This is a genomic window from Xanthomonas sp. WHRI 8932A (genome assembly GCF_035012785.1).
Lineage (GTDB): Bacteria > Pseudomonadota > Gammaproteobacteria > Xanthomonadales > Xanthomonadaceae > Xanthomonas.
In genome coordinates this window covers 20228-41067 of the sequence record NZ_JAYGQQ010000014.1, presented here as the reverse complement: position 1 = coordinate 41067, position 20840 = coordinate 20228, and the positions used below count along the sequence as shown (strand labels likewise).

Sequence of the window (20840 nt, the reverse complement as noted above, 5' to 3'; positions counted from 1 at the left end):
GCAAGGGCGGGCGAAGGCGATCACACAAACAACCATCGGCAGACATCTCATCGACACAGGGGGACACGCGCGGTCGCGGTGTACGCACGCGGGGCGATCATCTTGCACTGTGCGACAGCGGTTGCCACGGACCTTGGGCACGGAATGCGGCGCAGGCGCGTTGCGTCTTGCGTAGCAGGAAGGCATGCCGGCGCCTGCCTGGCTGGGGTTGTGCCAACGTTGCGCTGTGCCGGCCTCAATTGCCCCGTGCAGGAAGACGCAGCGCCCACACCTGTCCGCAGGTTTCGGCGGCGCTGGTGCGTGCGTCGCGCTGCCGCGTTATCCGCATCACCCACCTACGTGCCCGCTGTCGTCCTGTCTGCGCACGCGCATGCCGCACGGAGCGCTCAAAGATCCAGCACCAAGCGCGGCGAACGGCTACGCGAGCAGCACAGCGTGATCTGCGCATTGGCGGCGCGCTCGCTGTCGCTGAGCACGCTGTCGCGGTGATCCGGCGTGCCGGCGATGACGCCGGTCAGGCAGGCGCCGCACATGCCTTGTTCGCAGGACAGCGGCACCGCGATACCGGCATCCAGCAAGGCGCTGGCGATGCTGCAATCGGCAGGCACCTGCACCACGCGGCCACTGGCGGCCAGTTCCACTTCAAAGGCGTGGTCGGCATCATGCGCGAGGCTGAGCGCGGCGGGGGCGAAGTGTTCGCGATGCAGCTGCGCCGCCGACCAGCCATGCGTCCTGGCAAGTTGGGTGAAGTGATCCATGAACGCGGCCGGCCCGCACAGATACAGTTGATCGCGCGCACCTGCCTGCACGATCGCGTCGGGCACATGCACGCGCGGGCTTTGCCCGCCATCGCTCAGATGCACGTGCACCTGCCCATGGCTGAAGCCTTGTTGTAGCCGCTGCACGAAGGCCACATCGGCATGCCGGCGTGCGTAGTAATGCAGCACGAACGGCTCGCCACGTGCTTCCAGCGCTTCGGCCATCGACAGCAGCGGGGTGATGCCGATGCCGGCGGCCAGCAGCACATGCCGCTCGCCCGGATGCAACGGGAACAGATTGCGAGGGCTCGAAATCTGCAGGCGGTCGCCGGTGCTGAGCTGCTCGCACAGGTGCCGCGAGCCACCGCGTGAGGCGTCGGCCAATTTGACGCATAGCAAATAGTGATCGCGCGCATGCGGTGCGCTGGCAATCGAATATTGCCGGATCAAACCATCAGGCAGATGCAGGTCCACATGCGCGCCGGCCTCGAAGGCAGGCAGTTCGGCATCGATCGGTTCCAGCCGGATCGCACGCTGGCGATGGCCCTGGTCGACCACCGCGGCAACGCGCACTTGATGCAGGCTCATGGCAGTGTCCTTGGCGGTCAGCGCAAAAAAAAGTCGCTATAGCCCTGGCTGCGCAGGCCACGGCGATAGGCGATCGAGCTGCGGTCGGCCGGAATGTGCACCTCCAGCAGCGGGTCCAGCGGCAGGTATTCGGGGCGCTGCGCTTCGACCATGGCGCGGTCTTCCTCGAACACGCGAAGGTTGAAGGCGTGCACGTCTTCCACCGGCAGATGGGTGTCGAAGTTGCGTGCGATCGGCACCAGCAGCCGCGTCTTGTGCTTGGACACCGGGCTGGCGGCATTCATGATCACCAGCCGCTTGCCCGGTACCGGAAAGTGGATGGTGAGCGTGGCAGTAAACGGCAGATGGATTTCAAAGTGCCGCAGCCACTGGAAGCTGGGGTCCACCTCCGGCAACGGCATGTCCACCGAATAGTTGGCCACGCTGCTGAGGTAGTCGGCGTTGAAGCCGGTGGGCGTTTCGGTGGTGGTGTAGGCCGGCACCTCGCGCTTGTCCGACTGGGCGAAGGTGGCGGTGTGCACGAAGGCAAAATGCGCCACGTCGATGAAGCCTTCCAGCTGGCGCGCGGCGCTGCCGCCGATGTCGAACGCCGGGCACACGATCTGCTGGAAGCCGTCCTCGTCCCAACCGGGCATCGGCGGGATCTGCACCTCGGCCGCGCTCACGCCCGCCGGTTTTGCCAGGCACACCCAGATCAGCCCATAGCGCTCGGCCACCGCATAGGTGTGCAGGCGCATCTTGGCCGGGATGTTCTGAGTTGGGCTGGCCGGGATGTGATTGCAGCGCCCGCCCGCGCCGAAACGCAGGCCGTGATACGCACACACCACGCCGCCACCGTCGGCGGTGCCCATGCTCAGCGGCACGCCGCGGTGCGGGCAGACATCGCGCGCGGCCACCAGCTCCTCGCCCAGCCGGTACAGCACCAGCGGCTCGTCCAGCAGGGTGGCCTTGGACGGCGCCTGCCCCACCTCGCTGCTTAGCGCCACCGCGTGCCAGTGCTGGGCCAAGCGCTGCCAGTCGGCGGCTTCGAAGGTGCAGTGCAGCGGCAGGGCGGGGACGGCGACATCCATGGGGCGGTCTCTGGCGTGAGGCGGGAGCGGTGCCCGATTGACTCTAGGAAGCCGGGGGTGTGTGATCAAACATCGTTTTTCCGCCAAGCCATTGCAAAAAATGCAACACCAACCGAGCCCCACCGCATGCTGACCTTCTCCCGCTTCACCCGTTACTTCATCGAAGTGGCCCGCTGCGGCAGCATCCGCAAGGCGTCCGACGTGTTGCACGTGTCCGCCTCGGCGATCGACCGGCAGATCCTCAAGGCCGAAGAGGAACTGGGCGCGCAGCTGTTCGAACGCCTGCCGGGCCGGCTGCGGCTGACTGCCGCCGGCGAGCTGCTGCTGGTGGATGTGCGCGGCTGGGAGAAGGCCTACGCACGCACCCTGGAGCGCTTCGACGAACTCAAGGGGCTGCGCCGCGGGCATGTGGAGATCGCCATGATCGACGCGCTCAGCGAAGGCGTGGTGCCGGCAGCGGTGGCCGCGCTGGTGCAGGAATACCCGGGCATCACCTTCAACCTGTCTACCGCGCGCAACCAGCGGGTGATGGAAATGGTGACCTCCGCCGACGTGGATATCGGCCTGCTGCTGGACCCGGTGAGCAGCGTGGACCTGGAGGTGCGCGCGTTTGCGGATATCCCGTTGGGCATTGCCATGCCGGTCGGCCACCCGTTGAGCACGCGCACCGAGCTGCAGCTGAGCGAAACGCTGGAGCACCGGCTGCTGCTGCCGGCCGCCCCGCTGATCGTGGGCGAGCACGCCAAGGTGCTGTACCAGCGCCAGCACATCGACGTGAAGCGGCTCACCCACTGCAACGATGTGCGCACCCTGCGCGGACTGGTGCGCGCGGGTGCGGGCGTGGGCCTGATGTCGTGGCTGGATGCGGCGCCCGACGTGGCCGACGGGCGACTGGCGTTCGTGCCGTTCCGCCAGCACCTGACCAAGCCGATGACGCTGGCCTTGTGCGTGGCCCCGCAGCGACAACTCTCGCGCTCGGCGCAGCTGGCAATCCAGGCGCTGGCGGCGAAGATCGATGCGATGGTGGTGCCGGTGGTGGGGTGAGTGTGTTGCGCAAGCGGCCCTCACCCCTGCCCCTCTCCCGCAGGCGGGAGAGGGGAACGGCAACGCACTCGCTGCAGGCCGGTGGTGTGCAGGTGCTGGATGGCGGCATGCAGTGCTGTCAGCCGTCTTTGGGGGCGTAGAGGGTGCGTAGAGCGCGCGCAGATGCTGACGAGCGCATGCAGACATAGCCCACCGCGCGCAGGTCCCGCGGACAGCTGCGGATACCACCAACAGCATGCAGAGACTGCCAACAGCATGCAGATGCCGCAGCGGCTATCCCTTCTCCCGCGTGCGGGAAAACGACAAAGCGCCGAGATAATCACCCCGCCACCCGCGCCCGCAGCGCGTCCCTTCTCCCGCCTGCGGGAGAAGGTGCCCGCAGGGCGGATGAGGGCAACGCTCACCCAGTACAATCGCATCTGCTCTTTCAGGCCACACCCGTACCATGCAGTTGATCGATATCGGCGCCAACCTCACCCATGATTCCTTCGATCGCGACCGCGACGCCGTGCTGCAACGTGCACGCGAGGCGGGCGTGGCGCAGCTGGTGATCACCGGCGCCAGCCGCGAGCATTCGCCGTTGGCCCTGCAACTGGCACAACAACATCCCGGAGTCTTGTACGCCACCGCCGGCGTCCACCCGCATCACGCCGTGGAATTCACCGCCGAGTGCGAGGCCGAAATGCGCACGCTGCAGGCGCATCCGCAGGTGGTGGCGGTGGGCGAATGCGGGCTGGATTACTTCCGCGATTTCGCACCGCGCCCGGCCCAGCACAAGGCCTTCGAGCGGCAGCTGCAACTGGCCGCCAACAATGGCAAGCCGCTGTTCCTGCATCAACGCGATGCGCACGACGACTTTTTGTCCATCATGCGCAGCTTCGACGGCAAGCTGGGTGCGGCCGTCGTGCATTGCTTCACCGGCACGCGCGAAGAACTGTTCGCCTATCTGGATCGCGACTACTACATCGGCATCACCGGCTGGCTGTGCGACGAGCGCCGTGGCGCGCATCTGCGCGAGCTGGTGCGCAACATCCCGGCCAACCGCTTGATGATCGAAACCGACGCGCCCTACCTGTTGCCGCGCACGCTCAAGCCCATGCCCAAGGACCGCCGCAACGAGCCGATGTTTTTGTCGCATATTGTTGAAGAACTGGCGCGCGACCGCGGCGAAGACGTGGCGGTGACCGCTGCCAACAGTACCGCTGCGGCGCGTGTGTTTTTCCGTTTGCCCGCGCCTCAAGCGGCCAGCTGAAGATACGCAGTTATCGGCTGCCGCATCGCCGAGATATCGCATCGCTGAAGTGAGTGCTGGTTATCGGCACCATCGCGCGCTGTTTCGTGCATGGACGATGGTGCCGAAGGCACAATGGCTACCGTTCGATAACCGGCTGCCCGCTGCCCGCTAGCACCTGTGCACTGCGCTAAAACCGCCAGATTCACGACGCTCTCGTCGTGGAGACCAGGGCACTTAAAGGCACGACGTGCAGCCGGCCGCTAACGCGATAGTGCAGCGTGCAGCCACGTAGCGCGTTGTCGAGCGATATGCCGGTGTTGTCACGCGCAGGTCGTCATGCGGTCACCGCCAGTGCCCACCTTCGCCGACGGGCAATCGGCCCTCGCACTGAAGGGAAAGACCATGCGCATTTCTCGTTACCTGGAGCGCGGTGTGTTCGCCGTGGCTGCAGTGCTCACCTTGACCCTTGGGGGCGTCACGTCGGCCTACGCGGATTCGTTCAAGGTCAGCGGGAATCTGTCCTATCGCTCGACCGAGGTGAAACGCCTCGCCAATTGTGCGGCGACGCACTGGTACAACAAATCCGAATCGGGCGCCAAGCTCACCGGCTGCGACAATGCCGACAAGGATGCTTACTGGGACGCGATCCATTTGTCCGCCGCAACGCAGATGGAAATCGTTGGCGAGCGTGTGGGCTATTACAAAGGCGCATGCCCGCCCAAGCGCGGTTATGCGTACATCAAGTGCTACTACGTGGGTGGCCGCGTCCGGGGCAATCCGGTCATGACGGTAGCGGTGGAGTCGTCCGGCCTGGGTGGGATGACTGCCCATGTGACCTGGTACTACCTCTGAGTTTGCAACGCGACCGATGCACTGGGCTGCCACATCGGTGGCGGCGCAGTGCGTGGGTCGAGTACGTCAGCCAGTGGCTGCGCGATGGCAGAGCGCCGTGCTGTGGCTATCGCCCACCAGCACGGCAGCACGGCAGCGGGGTAAAGCATGCATGGTCGAGGTGACGGCGATGCGGCGCGACGCCGCCTTGCACTGCAAAGCCATCGTGGTGCCGTGGCCTAGGCAGCCAGCAGTTCCCAGCCCTGCGCATCGCGCAGCCGCAGGCCCGGCTGTGGTGCATCCACGCTGACGCGCAAGCCGTCGGCCCACGGCAGCTGGCGTTGTTGCGGGAACCAGCGCCGGCGCTGATCCACCACGATCAACAAGCCGTCATCGTCGCCCAGCGCGACAAAGCCTTCCACGGCCGGCGCGAACGGGTGCACGCCAAAATGATGGGCCACGCTGCTGGTCACAGCGGCCACGTTGCTGCTGGGCAGGCCGATCTCGCTCAGGCACAGCAGTTCGCTGCCATGAAATATGCCCTGGCCGGTGGGTGCGTCTTGCAGTGCATTGCGCGCAATCAGTTCGAGCACGGCGCCATCGGGGCCGGCAAAGTAGACCGAACGCGATTGCCACACGCCATCGAGCTGGAAGCGTTCCTGGCCAGCGGGATCGGTGAGCGGCGTTGCACGTGCGCCGATCCAGGCCGCCGCTGCATCGAAGCGCGCAGGCGCCACGTTGAAAGCCAGGTGCACGCTGCCCACAGGCTGCTGCGCCTGGATGCATTCCAGCGTGCTCCAGCCGATGCGAACGCTGTTGCCCGACAGTGGCAACTGCAGCGTATCTACATAGAAGCGCAGGCTGAGGGTCGGATCGAGGCAGGGCAGAACAAGGTGGCGCAGTTGCATGGCGATACTTCTGTAGCGGGGAAGTCCATATTGAACAACCTCAATCATGGTTGAGATCAAGACCCCGTTGCCAACAAAGCGCTGTCGTCGTGATGGCAGGCCCGAACCTGATCGCGCTAAATGTGACCGGAATATGTCGCATGGCGAACCCTTGGGGCATTACACGAAGTTGCCTCCGTTTTTTTGCAGAGCCGTCAAGTAGAGTCCGGATGTGATTAGCGATTGTCACTGCGCGCAACAGCGGATGTAAGTTGCCATCCTTGGGTGGAACCCATTGCACAATGATGACCGCGGTCACCGGAAGTCCCGTCAAATGGGTTTCTCATCTTTAATCGATCAAAAGCCGGGAGTGAATAAAATGAGCATAAAGAGTTCGTTTATGGCCGCCAGCGTGCTGGCAGCATCGCTGTGTTTTTTGCCGAGTGCCAATGCCCAGCTGAGCCGGGATTACCATGTGCTGATGGTCGGTGTTCCGAACAGCAGTAACATCAACTCAGTTTATGTGGTTGGCAGAGGTATCAATAATACAGGATTTGAAACGTGTATTAGAGTGACTCGTGGAAATGATCGTGGGGCAATCACGTGGGTTACACCTCCCCAATCTCTGGTGGCCAACGGAACACCCGTAACCATTCGTGGATTTACTTCAACTCGTTGTCTGAACGGCATCGTGCTACGTAGGATGTCGACTGTCCCAGGGTTTGACCGTCTTACAAATTTCTGGTTCTCACTGCGCTGATATCTGTCGCGCATATCACTGCTGCAGTCAGGGCATGTCGCTGGCAGCAGTGATGCGTGACGGCATGGACCTTGTTCCAAGCAACGGATTACCCTGGGGGTAGGAGTAAAGCGGCGAGAGCGGTGCGGCAAGCCAGTGCGCAGGTGTGGAAAGTGCCGCGCCCGCTGCCGGGCGCGTAAAGGGCGATCAGCCGCTTGAGGTCGTTGCGACGTCGGTTCTTGATTACATTCAGATCAATTCCGCCAGCCCCCATAGATGGCGCACCAGCGGAGCGCTGTCCAGCGCGCCCGGTGCAACCGCCAGGGCCAGTCGAGCGAGCGGCATGCGCCCTTCGATATCCAGGTAGCGCACGCCGGGGCGCTGCAATTGCGCGGTGGAGGCGGGCACCACCGACACGCCCAGTTCGGCGGCGACCAGGTTGATGATCGATGACATCTGCGGCGCCTCCTGGGTGATGCGCAAGGTCACGCCCGACTCGCGGCAGGCGGCGAGGATTTCGTCGTACAAGCTCGAACCGAAGCTGCGCGGAAACAGGATGAACGGCTCGCCGGCCAACGCCGCCAACGGCGCGCTGTTGTGGGCGGCCAGCGGGTGCGCCGCCGGCACCGCGATCTTCATCGGCTCATCGGCAAAGCGCAGCAGTTGCAGGTCCGGTGGTGTGCTCAGTCCGTAGCGGACGAACGCCGCATCCAGGCGGCCATCGGCCAGGCCCACCAGCAAGCTGGCGGTGTTGGTTTCTTCCAGCAACAGTTCGACCTGCGGCCATTGCCGACGGAAGTCGCGGATCAGGCGCGGCACCACCGGGCTGAAGGCGGCCGAGGCGGTGAAGCCCATGCGCAGCCGGCCGGATTCGCCGCGCGCCACACGCCGGGCGGTTTCCGCGGCGCGCTCCACATCGGCCAGCACCCGACGCACTTCGCCGAGAAAGGCCTCGCCGGCCGGCGTCAGTTCCGCGCCGCTATGGGTGCGGCGGAACAGCGGTGTGCCCAGCTCGCGCTCCAGTGTCTGGATCTGCTGGCTCAGCGGCGGCTGGCCGATGCCGACCCGTGCCGCAGCGCGGGTGAAGTTGCCTTCCTCGGCAACCGCCAGGAAATAGCGCAGGTGACGTAGCTCCATGGTATCTGTTTCATATATGGCAACTGCCAGCATCATATATTGGACAGGGGGTGGTGGCGGGCGAATACTCCCCGTCCCCGGTCTCATCCAGATACCCGTGCCTGCTTCCGATTCCCGCTCCAGCGCCCTACCGGTCAGTGCCGCCGTCACCGAGGTCGCGGCGCCCGCCACTGGCCGCATCCGGCTGGCATTGTTCCTGGCCGGCTTTGCCACCTTCTCGCTGCTCTACAGCGTGCAGCCGGTGCTGCCCGAGTTCGCACGCGCCTTCGGTGTGGATGCGGCCACCGCCTCGCTGCCGCTGTCGCTGGCCACCGGCGGGCTGGCCGTGGCGATCTTCTGTGCCGGTGCGGTTTCGGAAAATCTGGGCCGGCGCGGGCTGATGTTCGCTTCCATCGCGCTGGCCGCGGTGTTGAACCTCATCGCGGCGTTCCTGCCGCACTGGGGCGCGCTGGTGGTGGTGCGCACCCTGTCCGGCATCGCGTTGGGCGGCGTTCCGGCGGTAGCGATGGTGTATCTGGGCGAAGAACTGCCGGCCAACAAACTTGGCGCGGCCACCGGCCTGTATGTGGCCGGCAACGCATTCGGCGGTATGAGCGGGCGCATCATGATGAGCGTGCTGACCGACCACACCGACTGGCGCACCGCACTGGCGCTGTTGAGCGGATTCGACCTGCTGTGTGCCGTCGCGTTTGTGTGGTTGCTGCCGCCGTCGCGCCATTTCGTGCGTCGGCATGGGGTCAACCTGCAGTTCCACCTGCGCGCCTGGGCCGGGCATCTGCGCGATCGCAATCTGCCGTGGCTGTTCGCGTTGCCGTTCCTGTTGATGGGCGTGTTCGTCAGCCTCTACAACTACGCCGGGTTTCGCTTGGGCGGGCCGGAATTCAACCTGAGCCAGAGCCAGATCGGCATGATCTTCAGCGCCTATGTGTTCGGCATCGTCAGCTCGTCGGTGGCAGGGGCGGCGTCGGATCGTTTCGGTCGCGGGCCGGTGGTCAGTGCCGGCATCGTACTGTGCGTGCTCGGCGTGGCGCTGACTCTGGCGCATGTGCTGGCGCTGGTAGTGGGCGGCATCGTGTTGCTGACGATCGGCTTTTTTATCGCGCATTCGGCGGCCAGCGCGTGGGTGAGCCGGCTCGGCGGCACGCACCGCAGTCATGCTGCGTCGCTGTATCTGCTGGCGTATTACGCCGGCTCCAGCGTGATCGGCGCGCTCGGCGGCTGGTTCTGGCAACACGGCGGTTGGGCCGGGCTGGTCGGCATGTGCCTGACGCTACTGGCGCTGGCGTTTGCCGCCGCACACGTGTTGCGCCAACGCGCCGATGACGCACGCCCGTATGGCCGGTTTGCGCCGCATCCTGCACGTGGCGAATGACAGGCGGATCGAGCGACTCGACCACTTGTTGCTCACCGTTGTCGATGTGCAGGCCACCTGCGACTTTGATGCGCGCGTGCTCGGCATGCAGCTGGTGAATTCGGCGAAGGCCGGCCTGCGTTGGCCTTCGGGCAACAGAAGATCAACCGGCATGCCGCCGGGCGTGCGTTCGACCCCAACGCACGCGTGCCGACGCCCGGATCGGCCGATCCATGCCTGATCATCGCAACTGTGCAGCAGCAGGCGCAGCACCACATCATCGCTGCCGGCGTCATCATCGAGCAGGGCGCGATCCAGCGCACCGGCGCAACCGGCGCAGTGTTGTCGATCTCCGCCGCGACCCGGATGGCAGTTTGATCGAGGTCAGCAGCTTGCTGTAACGGCGGATTGCTGCCGCATCTGTGCCCCTGTGCGCGATGCTGCGGTTCTTCGCGCGGCCGAGGGTTCTGACACGATGGCCGTCGCTCACCCGCACGCGCTGCGCGTTGGTGTCGCAGCGCCATTGCCAGATGGCGATGCACGCAAACACCAGACCACGCTGCACACGCTCGGCTCCCTGCCTGCAGGCACACGACGAACGACAGGCGTAAACCCGCAACTGCATACTGCCTTGTCGCAGATGCTGCGCCTGAGTCCGCCGCAGGCGTCGGCTTGGAATTGGCCCGCACGGCCCCATCGTGAGCGACACGGCCGCTTGCTGCCTGCGGATGGACCTGCATTTGCATCCAGCGCAACGCACAGGTCGTACCCCTGTGCTGCAGACATCACGTGGCGCACTGGCGCGCGTCGCGCTCTACCCACTGCCCGCAGTGCAGCGGCTGAACGTGTTGCGCCGCTGCAGGCGCGTCACGCCAAGGTGTTGCACAGTGATCTCACCGCTAACGGAGTTGCATGATGACGGGCCTGACCGACCACACCGGCGATGCGTTGCAAGCGTTCATCGAGCGCCACCAGCGTCTGTTCGTGCTCACCGGCGCCGGTTGCAGCACCGACTCGGGCATCCCCGATTACCGCGATCTGCAAGGCGGCTGGAAGCGTCCGCAACCGGTGACCTTTCAGGCGTTCATGGGCGAGCTGTCCACGCGGCAACGCTATTGGGCGCGCAGCCTGGTGGGCTGGCCGCGCTTCGGGTTGGCGCAACCCAACGCCACCCATCACGCATTGGCCGCGTTGGAAGCGCGCGGGCAACTGGAAGTGTTGCTCACCCAGAACGTGGACCGCCTGCATCAGGCCGCCGGCAGCCAGGCGGTAATAGATCTGCACGGCCGGCTCGATGTCGTGCGTTGCATGGGCTGCGAGCGGCGCATGCCGCGCACCGAGTTCCAGCTGCTGCTGGAGCGTGACAATCCCGGCTGGGCCACGCTGGACGCGGCGCAGGCGCCCGATGGCGATGCGGATCTGGACGATGTCGCCTTCGAGACCTTCATGGTGCCGCCGTGCCCGGTGTGTGGCGGCGTGCTCAAGCCGGATGTGGTGTTCTTCGGCGAGAACGTGCCGCGCGAGCGTGTGGAGCGCGCGTTTGCGCATTTGCAGGCCGCCGATGCGGTGTTGGTGGTGGGCTCGTCGTTGATGGTGTATTCGGGCTTTCGCTTCGTGCAGACTGCCGCGCGCAACGGCCTGCCGATCGCCGCGCTGAACTTCGGGCGTACCCGCGCCGACGACTTGCTCAGCCTGAAGGTGGAGCAGTCGTGCGCGCAGGCGCTGGCTTTCCTGCAGCAGCCACCTGACCCGCTGCACAGCGCGGCGGCCAGGTACGACAGTGCGCGCTCTGCATGACGCAGTGATCCATTGCAGCGGTTGTGCGGCGGCGCCTGGCGCAGTGCAATGGGCGTCCCAATGTCGCGTCTGGATGTTGCCTTGAGCCAGTTGTTCACCCCCATCGCCTTCGGCCCGCTCGCGCTCGCCAACCGTATCGTCATCGCGCCGATGTGCCAGTACTCCGCACAGGACGGCCGCGCCAGCGATTGGCACCGCATCCATCTGGGCACGCTGTCGCAATCGGGCGCGGGCCTGTTGATCCTGGAAGCCGCTGCGGTGCTGCCGGAAGGGCGCATCAGCTACGCCGATCTGGGTTTGTACGACGACGCCACCGAGCAAGCGCTGGATGAGGTGTTGCAGTCGGTGCGGCGCTGGTCGCCGATGCCGGTGGGCATCCAGCTGGCGCATGCCGGCCGCAAGGCGTCCACCGACCTGCCGTGGAAGGGCGGCGAGGCCATCGTTCCGGATCACGCGCATGGATGGCAGACCGTGTCTGCCTCGGTGCAGCCGTTCAACCCGGGCAAGCCGGCGCCGCAGGCGCTGGACGAGGCCGGCATCGATGCGGTGGTCGCTGCGTTCGTCACTGCGGCCACCCGCGCCGAACGCCTGGGTCTGGAGCTGATCGAACTGCATGCCGCGCATGGCTATCTGATGCATCAGTTCCTGTCGCCGCTGAGCAATCAGCGCAGCGACGCGTATGGCGGCTCGCTGGAAAACCGCATGCGCCTGACGCTGCGCGTCTTCGACGCGGTACGTGCGGCGGTGTCCGAGCGCATCGCGGTCGGCGTGCGCATCTCGGCCACCGATTGGGTGGAAGGCGGCTGGGATCTGGAGCAGAGCATCGCCTTGTCCAAGGCGCTGGATGCACGTGGCGCGCAATACATCCATGTCTCCAGCGGTGGGCTGGATCCGCGTCAGCAGATTCCGGTGCAGGCCGGCTACCAGATTCCGTTTGCGCAGGAGATTCGTGCGCAGGTCACGATGCCGGTGATCGGCGTGGGCCTGATCACCGAGCCGGCGCAGGCCGAGGCGATTTTGCAGGAGGGCCAGGCCGACGCAATCGCACTCGCACGCGGCATCCTGTACGACCCGCGCTGGCCGTGGCATGCCGCTGCTGCACTGGGTGCATCGGTCACCCCGGCCCCGCAATATCTGCGTTGCGAACCGCGCGATGCACGCGGCGTGTTCGCCAGCTGACGCACGCCACCGACGTCATACCGAAGAGGAAGCACACGCATGCCGATAGGATTTCTGGGGCTGGGCACGATGGGCCTGCCGATGGCGCACAACCTGCTGCGCGGCGGCTTCGAGGTGAGCGTTTGGAACCGTTCGCCAGAACGCGCACATACCTTGCGTGATGCCGGGGCCACAGTGGTGAATGCGCCGGTGGGCGCCGCACACGGCCCGCTGTTGTTCTCGATGCTGGCCGACGACAGTGCGGTCCGTCAGACCGTGCTGGACGGCGGCGTGCTGGACGCACTGCCGGCCGGCAGCGTGCACGTCAACATGGCCACCATCTCGGTGGCGCTGGCGCACGAGCTGACCGCACTGCACGCCGAGCGTGGCATCGCCTATGTTGCCGCACCGGTGCTGGGCCGCGTCGACGTGGCCGAGGCCGGCAAGCTCAATATCCTGGCGGCTGGCGACGCTGCCGCGCTGGCGCGGGTGCAGCCGATGTTCGATGTGCTGGGGCAAAAGACCTGGCACATCGGCAATGCCCCGGAGCAGGCCAACGCGGTGAAACTGGCGGCCAACTTCTGCCTTGCCAGCGCCATCGGCGCCATGGCCGAGGCCAGCGCACTGGCACGCGGGCACGGCGTGGACGCCACCCAATTCCTGGGCATGCTCACCACCACCTTGTTCGCCGCACCCGCGTACCAGGGCTACGGCAAGCTGATCATGCAGCGCCAATACACACCCGCCGGCTTCACCGCTACGCTGGGGCGCAAGGATGTGGACCTGGCCATCCAGGCCGGCGCCGACAAACAGGTGCCGATGCCACTGGGCGAATTGCTGCGCGCCAGCCTGGACGACGCCATCGCGCATGGCGATGGCAATGCAGACTGGGCCGTGCTGGCAGAGGTGTCGGCGCGGCGGGCAGGGCAGGCCTGATCGCCACGCAGAGGCGCGCGCGCTTCGCTTGAAAGCGCGGCGCGATGCGTCTTGCTCACCTCAACATGCAGCAGACCTTCTAAAATGCCGGCTCGTTACAGCCGCCGCTCCAGGGAGGATGCGATGCGACACCTGCATATCACGCTCGGTTCGACCGAGCGCACACCGCGCGCACTGACCTGCGCCGGTGGCACACGATGACCGCCGAACCGGTCGTCAACCAGGGCCCGGTGGGTCCGGACCATCCCGAACATCCGGACCACTATCTGTTCGCGCAGATCCGCGAAGCGGTCGGCGTACTCGATGCCGAGTTGAACAAACCCACCGACGAGGCCAGCGTCCGCATGGCCGCGCGCCTGCTGCCGCTGGCCAAGCAGCATGGCTTCGATCAGGTGGATTACGTGGTGCTCAGCCGGCACGTCGGCGAGGTGGGCGAAAACGTATTTCTGGTGCGTGGCGAACTCTCCGACCCTGCGCATCTGCGTGCGCACATCACCACCCAGGAAGCGATGGAGACCTCGGTGGAGACCTCGATGGCGCAACTGGACGAGATCAATCGGCGACTGATGTTGCGGCTGCCGCCGCGCTGACCTTGATCGGGAGTGGCATGCGCATCGCGTTTGGCGAGGCATGCCACCAGCGCAACGCCTGCAGTGCGCTGATCGGCTGAGCCGAGCGCGTCGCAGGCAACACGCCATCGCGCATACCTGCAGTGCAGCTGCCCCGACGTTTGCACCACGTCGCAGTGTAAAAGTTACCAACGCAAGCACTGCGCCAGCGGTGTCATGCATTGGCTATCATTGCGCCGATGCGCTCCGACTACATTCTTACGCTGTCCTGCCCCGACCGCACCGGTATCGTGTACCGCGTCACCGGGCTGCTGTTCGATCTGGCTTGCAACATCCTCGACGCCCAGCAATTCGGTGACGACGAAAGCGGCCGCTTTTTCTTGCGCGTGCATTTCGACAAACCGCCATCAACCGACATCGCCACCCTGGAGCAGCAGTTTTCGGTGTTGGCCAACGCGTTTGAGATGGAATGGCAGCTGCACGACGCGCGCCGTCGCGCGCGGCTGCTGGTGCTGGTGAGCAAGCAAGGCCACTGTCTCAATGACCTGCTGTTCCGCACCCATAGCCGGCAGTTGCCGGTGGATATCGTCGCGGTGGTCTCCAACCACGCCGATTTCGCACCGCTGGCCGCGTCCTACGGCATTGCCTTCCATCATCTGCCGGTCACCGCAGACACGCGCGCCGAGCAGGAAGCGCAGCTGCTCGCGCTGGTCGACGACCTGCACATCGATCTGGTGGTGCTGGCGCGCTACATGCAAATTCTTTCGCCCGGCCTGTGCCGCGCGCTGGCCGGGCGCGCGATCAATATCCATCACAGTTTCCTGCCTAGCTTCAAGGGCGCGCAGCCGTACCACCAAGCGCACGCGCGTGGGGTCAAGATCATCGGCGCCACCGCGCATTACGTCACCGAAGATCTGGACGAAGGCCCGATCATCGAACAGGACGTTGCCCGCGTGGACCACGCCATGACCCCACGCGATCTGGTGCGCCTGGGCAGCGACACCGAATCGCTGGTGCTGGCGCGTGCAGTGCGACGCCATGTCGAGCATCGCATCGTGCTCAACGGCCATCGCACGGTGGTGTTTCGCTAGCGATAGTGATGCGTGTCATCCCATCGGACAGGGACGATTGCAGCAAGCGTGGTGCAGCAGTGGTCATGCCATGTTTCAACCAGCGAGCGCCGGCTTGGCGACCCCGTCGCCGTTTCCGTTCGCCGCTCCCATTGGAATTGTTTGCATGTCGCTTGCACCTAGCTCCAGCGCTCGCGCGCAGCAATACGCCACGCGCGCAGCCTTCTTCATTCCCGGCTTTGCTGCAGCCATCTGGGCGGTGCTGGTGCCGTTCGCCAAGGCCAGAACCGGCGTGGACGATGGTGCGCTCGGGTTGATCCTGCTGTGCCTGGGCGCAGGCTCGTTTCTGGCGATGCCGCTGGCCGGCGCCCTGTCAGCGCGCTTCGGCTTTCGCATGGTGATGGCGGTGACGGCTGCATTGATCTGCATCAGCCTGCCGTTTCTGGCCGTTGTCGCCAACCCGTGGATGCTGGGCGCGGTGCTGTTCGTGTTTGGCGCCGGCGTGGGCGCGATGGATTGCGCGATGAACATGCAGGCGGTGGTGGTCGAACGCGATGCCAGGCGCGCGATGATGTCGGGATTTCATGCGTTTTTCAGCATCGGCGGCTTTGTCGGTGCCGGTGCGATGACGCTGCTGTTGTCGGCGCGCATTGGTCCGCTGAGCGCTACGATCGCCGGTGTGATTGCCATGCTGCTTGTCGGTGCACTGTCCGTTCGGCATTGGCGTGCCGAGCGTATCTCCCAGCAGGGGCCGTTGCTCGCGCTGCCCAAGGGTATCGTGCTGTTTATCGGCGTTCTGGCGTTTGTGGTGTTTCTTGCCGAGGGCACCATTCTTGACTGGAGCTCGGTGTTCCTGGCGGATGTGCACCAGGTCCACCCCAGTATCGCCGGCCTGGGCTATGTGGTGTTTGCGTTGACCATGACGGTGACCCGTCTGTTGGGTGACTCGGTGGTGGAGCGGCTGGGACGCATCCGTTCGATCGTGCTTGGCGCGCTGCTGGCCAGTGTGGGTTTTCTGGTGCTAACGCTGGTGAATCCGTGGCAGGCCTCGTTGGGCGGTTACGTGTTGGTGGGGCTGGGGTGCGCCAATATAGTGCCGGCCCTTTTCTCGCTGGCCGGCAACCAGACGCGCATGCCGGAGAGCATCGCCATCACCGCAGTCACGACATTGGGCTACGCCGGTATTCTGACCGGGCCGGCATTGATCGGGTTCGCCGCCCACGGCATCGGCCTGGTCGGTGCCTTGATCGGGGTTGCGGTGTTGATGGTGGGCGTGGCGATTTCCACGCGGTGGTTGAAGGTGTGAGTGTTGGGCGTCATCCGCCTGTCGTTGGTGGGTTGTCGGTAATGTGTCGCGCATAGGCACGTTCCTACCAAGAGCGGAGCGTGGATTACGCCTCGGTGGGTAAATACTCAAAGCCGTAGGAGTGGTGTTGGCCGCGCTTAGGCGAGAGAGAATCAATACATGCAACACGCCACGTGTTCCCAGGCATGTCGCGATGGCCGACGCAGACGCCGGCCATCGCATTGCATACCGCTAGAACTGCATCACCGCGCCGCGTTGGCGTTCATCACCGCGTTGCGGTTTGCATCCAGATACTGCGCGGGGTCGCGCATGCCGGTGGTGTGGCATTGGCCGGTGGTGTGGCCGCGATTCACGCCGCCCGGCAGCTGCGCATTGACCTGCTCCACGGTGCCGTCTTCGGGGTCGTTCAAGATCAGATCGGACGCGGCGTTGCAGTAGTCGTTGGTGTACCAGTTGGTCTTGGCGAAGGAGGTGGTGTAGTAGTTGACCTTGGCGCGCGCGTCGGCGGGAATACCGGCCAACCAGGCCTTGGCGCCGTCGTAGGTAAGGTCGGTGTTGGTACCGCAGCCCACGCCGAACCATGAGCCCACCGCAGCAAGCACGCCCGACAGATTGGTGCCCTGGTAGGGCGTGCCCACCGACTGCATCACGCGCCCACCGGTGGCGTTATCCAGGCCGCTCCAATAATACGCATACAGATGCAGTGCGGCCATGCCGCCCTGGCTGTGCGCCACGGTGGAAAACGACGACCACTGGCTGGCGAACTGTGCGATGCGCTGTGCGAACTGGTCGTTGCTGCGATTTTGCTTGGCATCGAGAAACGTCGAGGCATTAGTGAACTGCGCCTGCGGCCACACGCCGTTGGAGCAGTACCCGTGCACCAGCACCAACTGCGACCCGGCCGCCTGCGGCTGTGCCATCGCGGTGGCCAGCGTCGACGGACGCGGCCCCATGCGCATGCTGTCGTCGATGGCAGCGCTGGACCGCGCGATGCTGGCGCGTCGCAACGCGGGCACCTGCAACGGCAGCGTGCCGGCCTGCACCAACGGGATGTAGTGGTCCGGGTCTTCGATACGCAACCCACGCAGCGTGAACGGTGCACGCGCGCCGGCACGTGCGATCCAGCGTTCGTCCAGGCTCAGCGGTAACTGCCCCTGCTGCGGCGTCAGCATGCCGCCGATCCACGCTACCGGCACGTCCTTGCCCTTGGCATCGGTACCCCACACCTGGCCGAACACGCGATAGTGCGACGGCGCATTGCCGCGTGCGGCCACCGGCAGTGCCACGGTCAGTCGCGTGCCTTCGGCAGCACGTGCGCTGAGCGCATTGCCGATCAATCGCAACGCGGTATCCAGCACCGGCAGCACGTGTTCGCTGGTGCGGACAAATGCCTGCCCGGCCTGGTCGTGGCCACGCACGATCACCTGCGCGATCCAGGTGCCCTCACGCGTTGGCTGGAAGTTGCCGCCATATACACCGTCGCCGGCGGCGCCATCGTTGTGCGCACCATCGTCGGCCATCGGCAGAACGCGCACGCCGCCTTGCGGGTCGATCACGCGCAGGCTGGCGTCGTCGATCTGCCCGGCCTGGCCGGCCAGCAAGGTCGCACCACGCGCGTCACTGCCACTCAGCATGGCGTTGAGCGTGAGCGACTTGCCCACCAGTTGCTGGCGGTCGCGCGGATACGAAGCCAGCTGCGTGCGCGCATCGCCTTCCATCAGCACATAGCCACGCTGCGCCACCGGCGATGCCGATTGCAGGGTCAGCGACCAATCGCCGTTTTGAGCAGTGTCCACGGCATAGCGCATGCCGCTGGTGCCGCTTTCTGCGCTGCCCAGTACCGTGCGTTGTGCCTGCACGTGGGGGGCAGCAGCAGCGGCGCGCGCGCCGGCAACGCGTGGCGCGCTCACCGCTGCATCCCACGCCTGCTCGCCCGCCAGCACCATGAAACGCAGGTGGCCGTTTTCCACTGGCAGCGTGCCTTGCCAGCGCGCCGCAGTGCCTGCGGGCGTCAGCTCCACCGGCAGCAATGCACTCTTGGACAGGATCGCCGTCTCGGCCGGGTCGGGCGCGCGCATCTGCGCGAACTCCTCCGGTGGGCCAGCGAGCAATTTGGGCTGCAACTCGGCCGCCGCCAGCGGCAGGGATACGAGCGACAGGGTGCACATCAGCGATAGCAATGACGGCTTGGGCATGGCGACATCTCTCCTTGGACGTTGCGGATGCAATGCCGCCACGCAGGGCAACGGCATCGGATGCAGCGCCCCCTCGCCGCGATTCGCCGATGGTTATACCTCGCACTTGTGACAGGTCTGCTGTGCGCTGCAGCACCTCACGCGTAGCAAACAAAACGTCAGAAATAGAAATTACAGACTGTGATCTGGGTCGTGGACATGTCGAGGCCACAACGCATTGCTTGATAAAAGTCTGAGGTCTGCAGTCGATGTGCGGCGCTGAATTAGGCGGGTGTTAGTCCGCCCTGACTCGCGCGATGCTGGAGCGGTAGCGCTCCACCCACGCGACAGTCTGTGCGATCCCGCCGAAAGGGTAGAAGTGCAGGCTGACGTCTCCATGCGCTTCGGTAAGGCCAGTGGCCAGGCGATCCACAAAACGCTCCGGCCCTGCGGTGCCCAACAGCTTGCCGAGCGAGATTCCGTACGTGGACAGCATCGCTGTGCATGCGCCGACACCGCAGCGTGCGGCATAGCGTGCGAGCACCGCCACGCCAGCAGGACCGGGAACGCCCACGCGCACGGGATGTTCAATGCCGTGCGCGCGCAGCGCTTGCAACCACGTCAGCACGATGTCGGCATCGAACGCGAATTGGGTGACGATCAGCGGCGCCATGCCGCGCCCGGCGATGCTGCGACACTTGCGTTCCAGCACATCCCATCGATCGATGGCAGGCATGCTCGGATGCCCTTGCGGATGTCCCGCCACGGCGATGGTCTGGATACCCAAGCGCTCAAAGACCCCGGTATGGATCAGCGACACGCTGTCCGCAAACGGCCCGAGCGGAGCAGGCGGATCGCCTGCGATCACCAGACAGCGCTCAACGCCGGCTTCATCGACGGCGCGGCTGACGAAGCTGTGCAGCGCGTCGCGCGAAGCGATGCGGCGCGCGGACAGGTGCGGCATCGGCTGAAAGCCGAGGGTGCGCACCCGCCGAGCCGCAGCCAGCCGCGCGTCGTCGTCCTGATTGGGCAGGTAGGGGATGGCAATGGTTGCGCCACGCATGATCCGCGGCGCCGCGGCTGCCAGTCCGGCAATGTCTTTTGCGCTGACTTCCAGCGAATAGGCGTCGGTGATGGCGTTGGTGGTGGTGCTGGCGACGCCGGGCGTCTTGGCATCAATCAAGGGGTCTTGTCGTCCTGTCTCAGTGGGCTGCAGATGTCGTTGCGGTGCCAGTGGCAGGCTGGCGGGCCAGTTCGATGAAGGCGCGCAGATAGTCGATGGCGATATCTGCCTCGCGTGCGCCCAGGAAGATCTGTTTGGGGATACCACGCGCACCCAGCCGCACTGGCACCACATCCATCCTGGAGGCGTATTCCTCCACCAGCCAGCGCGGCATGGCGGCCACGCCGCGGCCACTGGCCACCATTTGCATCATGATGTCTGTGGTTTCGATGGCCTTGTGGCGCCTGGGCGTGACACCGGCCGGCAACAAAAACTGGCTGTAGATGTCCAGGCGGTCAAGGTCCACCGGATAGCTGATGAGCACTTCGCGCGTCAGCTGCTGGGGCTTGACGTAGGCCGCCGACGCCAGCGCATGGCCCTTGGCCACGACCAGCACCTGCTCATAGTCGAACACCGGCTCGAACCGCAGCCCGGGCTTGTACAGCGGGTCGGGCGTGACCAGCAGATCGATCTCGTAGCCGAACAGTGCGCCGATGCCGCCGAACTGGAACTTCTGCTTGACGTCCACATCCACATCCGGCCAGGTGGCCAGATAGGGCGCCACCAGTTTGAGCAGCCACTGGTAGCAGGGATGGCACTCCATGCCGATGCGCAACGCGCCGCGTTCGCCCTGCGCGAACTGTCCCAGACGGTCTTCGGCCAGATCCAGTTGCGGCAATACCCGGTTGGCCACCGCCAGCAGGTATTGGCCGGCCTGGGTCAGGCGCAGGCTGCGCCCCTCGCGCAGCCAGACGTCGGTGCCCAGCTGCTGTTCCAGCTTTTTCATGCTGTGACTCAGCGCCGACTGGGTCAGGTTCAATACGCCTGCGGCGGCCGTCAGCGAGCCTTGCTGCTCGACCTGCTGGACGATGGTGAGATGGATGCGCTCAAGCATTCAGATGATCCGAATTCATGGATTGTTGAAATAACACCATTTTACTTCATCGAATGCGAGTCCTAGCATCAGGG

Annotated in this window: 18 protein-coding genes and 1 pseudogene; 12 read left to right on the top strand and 7 right to left on the bottom strand. The window is 65.3% G+C overall.

From position 1 onward, the window contains the following. Positions 1–386: 386 nt before the first annotated feature. Positions 387–1346 carry a PDR/VanB family oxidoreductase gene (locus VC212_RS20825; RefSeq protein WP_323526817.1) on the bottom strand — a complete coding sequence of 320 codons (960 nt, stop codon included), beginning with the start codon at positions 1344–1346 and terminating at the stop codon, positions 387–389. 17 nt (positions 1347–1363) lie between these two features. Beyond that, positions 1364–2416: an aromatic ring-hydroxylating dioxygenase subunit alpha gene (locus VC212_RS20820; protein ID WP_323526816.1), complete on the bottom strand. Its 1053-nt coding sequence runs from the start codon at positions 2414–2416 to the stop codon at positions 1364–1366. A gap of 126 nt (positions 2417–2542) precedes the next feature. Here VC212_RS20820 and VC212_RS20815 point away from each other — a divergent pair, with 126 nt between their 5' ends. The 3 genes from VC212_RS20815 (at position 2543) to VC212_RS20805 (ending at position 5546) form a co-directional block, all read left to right on the top strand. Beyond that, on the top strand, positions 2543–3460 hold the full coding sequence (locus tag VC212_RS20815) for a LysR family transcriptional regulator (RefSeq protein WP_115515045.1): 918 nt from the start codon (positions 2543–2545) through the stop codon (positions 3458–3460). 445 nt (positions 3461–3905) lie between these two features. Continuing rightward, complete coding sequence (locus tag VC212_RS20810; protein ID WP_323526815.1) at positions 3906–4712, top strand: TatD family hydrolase; 807 nt, start codon at positions 3906–3908, stop codon at positions 4710–4712. 384 nt (positions 4713–5096) lie between these two features. Next, positions 5097–5546, top strand: coding sequence for a hypothetical protein (locus tag VC212_RS20805; protein ID WP_323526814.1), 450 nt, complete (start codon positions 5097–5099; stop codon positions 5544–5546). Positions 5547–5764: 218 nt separating this feature from the next. Here VC212_RS20805 and VC212_RS20800 read toward each other — a convergent pair whose 3' ends face one another. Then, positions 5765–6433 (bottom strand): VOC family protein, encoded by a 669-nt coding sequence (locus tag VC212_RS20800; RefSeq protein ID WP_323526813.1) that lies wholly within the window; start codon positions 6431–6433, stop codon positions 5765–5767. Positions 6434–6746: 313 nt separating this feature from the next. On the opposite strand from VC212_RS20800, the gene VC212_RS20795 reads away from it, so the two are divergent. Then, positions 6747–7172: a hypothetical protein gene (locus tag VC212_RS20795; protein ID WP_323526812.1), complete on the top strand. Its 426-nt coding sequence runs from the start codon at positions 6747–6749 to the stop codon at positions 7170–7172. A gap of 228 nt (positions 7173–7400) precedes the next feature. Here the strand turns inward: VC212_RS20795 and VC212_RS20790 are convergent, their stop codons facing one another. Beyond that, on the bottom strand, positions 7401–8288 hold the full coding sequence (locus VC212_RS20790) for a LysR family transcriptional regulator (RefSeq protein WP_115526793.1): 888 nt from the start codon (positions 8286–8288) through the stop codon (positions 7401–7403). A gap of 97 nt (positions 8289–8385) precedes the next feature. Between VC212_RS20790 and VC212_RS20785 the strand changes: the two genes are divergently transcribed. The 8 genes and pseudogenes from VC212_RS20785 to VC212_RS20750 all read left to right on the top strand — a co-directional run bounded on the left by VC212_RS20785 (position 8386) and on the right by VC212_RS20750 (position 16475). Continuing rightward, positions 8386–9660 (top strand): MFS transporter, encoded by a 1275-nt coding sequence (locus VC212_RS20785; protein WP_323526811.1) that lies wholly within the window; start codon positions 8386–8388, stop codon positions 9658–9660. Next, positions 9623–10040: pseudogene (locus VC212_RS20780) on the top strand (VOC family protein). Before VC212_RS20785 ends, VC212_RS20780 begins: the two are co-directional and overlap by 38 nt. A gap of 514 nt (positions 10041–10554) precedes the next feature. Next, entirely contained in the window at positions 10555–11436 is an 882-nt protein-coding gene (locus VC212_RS20775; protein ID WP_323526810.1) for an NAD-dependent protein deacetylase, read from the top strand. A gap of 60 nt (positions 11437–11496) precedes the next feature. Further along, the gene (locus tag VC212_RS20770; RefSeq protein WP_323526809.1) at positions 11497–12615 is read left to right on the top strand and encodes an NADH:flavin oxidoreductase/NADH oxidase; all 1119 of its coding nucleotides are present in this window, start codon (positions 11497–11499) and stop codon (positions 12613–12615) included. Between the two features lie 39 nt (positions 12616–12654). Next, positions 12655–13530, top strand: coding sequence for an NAD(P)-dependent oxidoreductase (locus VC212_RS20765; protein ID WP_323526808.1), 876 nt, complete (start codon positions 12655–12657; stop codon positions 13528–13530). A 197-nt stretch (positions 13531–13727) separates the two neighbouring features. Next, on the top strand, positions 13728–14120 hold the full coding sequence (locus VC212_RS20760) for an XVIPCD domain-containing protein (RefSeq protein WP_115515051.1): 393 nt from the start codon (positions 13728–13730) through the stop codon (positions 14118–14120). Between the two features lie 218 nt (positions 14121–14338). Then, positions 14339–15190, top strand: coding sequence for a formyltetrahydrofolate deformylase (purU, locus tag VC212_RS20755; RefSeq protein WP_055853506.1), 852 nt, complete (start codon positions 14339–14341; stop codon positions 15188–15190). Positions 15191–15335: 145 nt separating this feature from the next. After that, a complete protein-coding gene (locus VC212_RS20750) occupies positions 15336–16475 on the top strand; it encodes an MFS transporter (RefSeq protein WP_323526807.1) in 1140 nt (379 codons plus the stop codon). 242 nt (positions 16476–16717) lie between these two features. Here the strand turns inward: VC212_RS20750 and VC212_RS20745 are convergent, their stop codons facing one another. The 3 genes from VC212_RS20745 to VC212_RS20735 all read right to left on the bottom strand — a co-directional run bounded on the left by VC212_RS20745 (position 16718) and on the right by VC212_RS20735 (position 20766). Beyond that, on the bottom strand, positions 16718–18670 hold the full coding sequence (locus VC212_RS20745) for a choice-of-anchor X domain-containing protein (RefSeq protein WP_323526806.1): 1953 nt from the start codon (positions 18668–18670) through the stop codon (positions 16718–16720). 274 nt (positions 18671–18944) lie between these two features. Continuing rightward, on the bottom strand, positions 18945–19832 hold the full coding sequence (locus VC212_RS20740; protein WP_323526805.1) for a methylenetetrahydrofolate reductase: 888 nt from the start codon (positions 19830–19832) through the stop codon (positions 18945–18947). 19 nt (positions 19833–19851) lie between these two features. Continuing rightward, a complete protein-coding gene (locus VC212_RS20735; RefSeq protein WP_323526804.1) occupies positions 19852–20766 on the bottom strand; it encodes a LysR family transcriptional regulator in 915 nt (304 codons plus the stop codon). Positions 20767–20840: the final 74 nt, after the last annotated feature.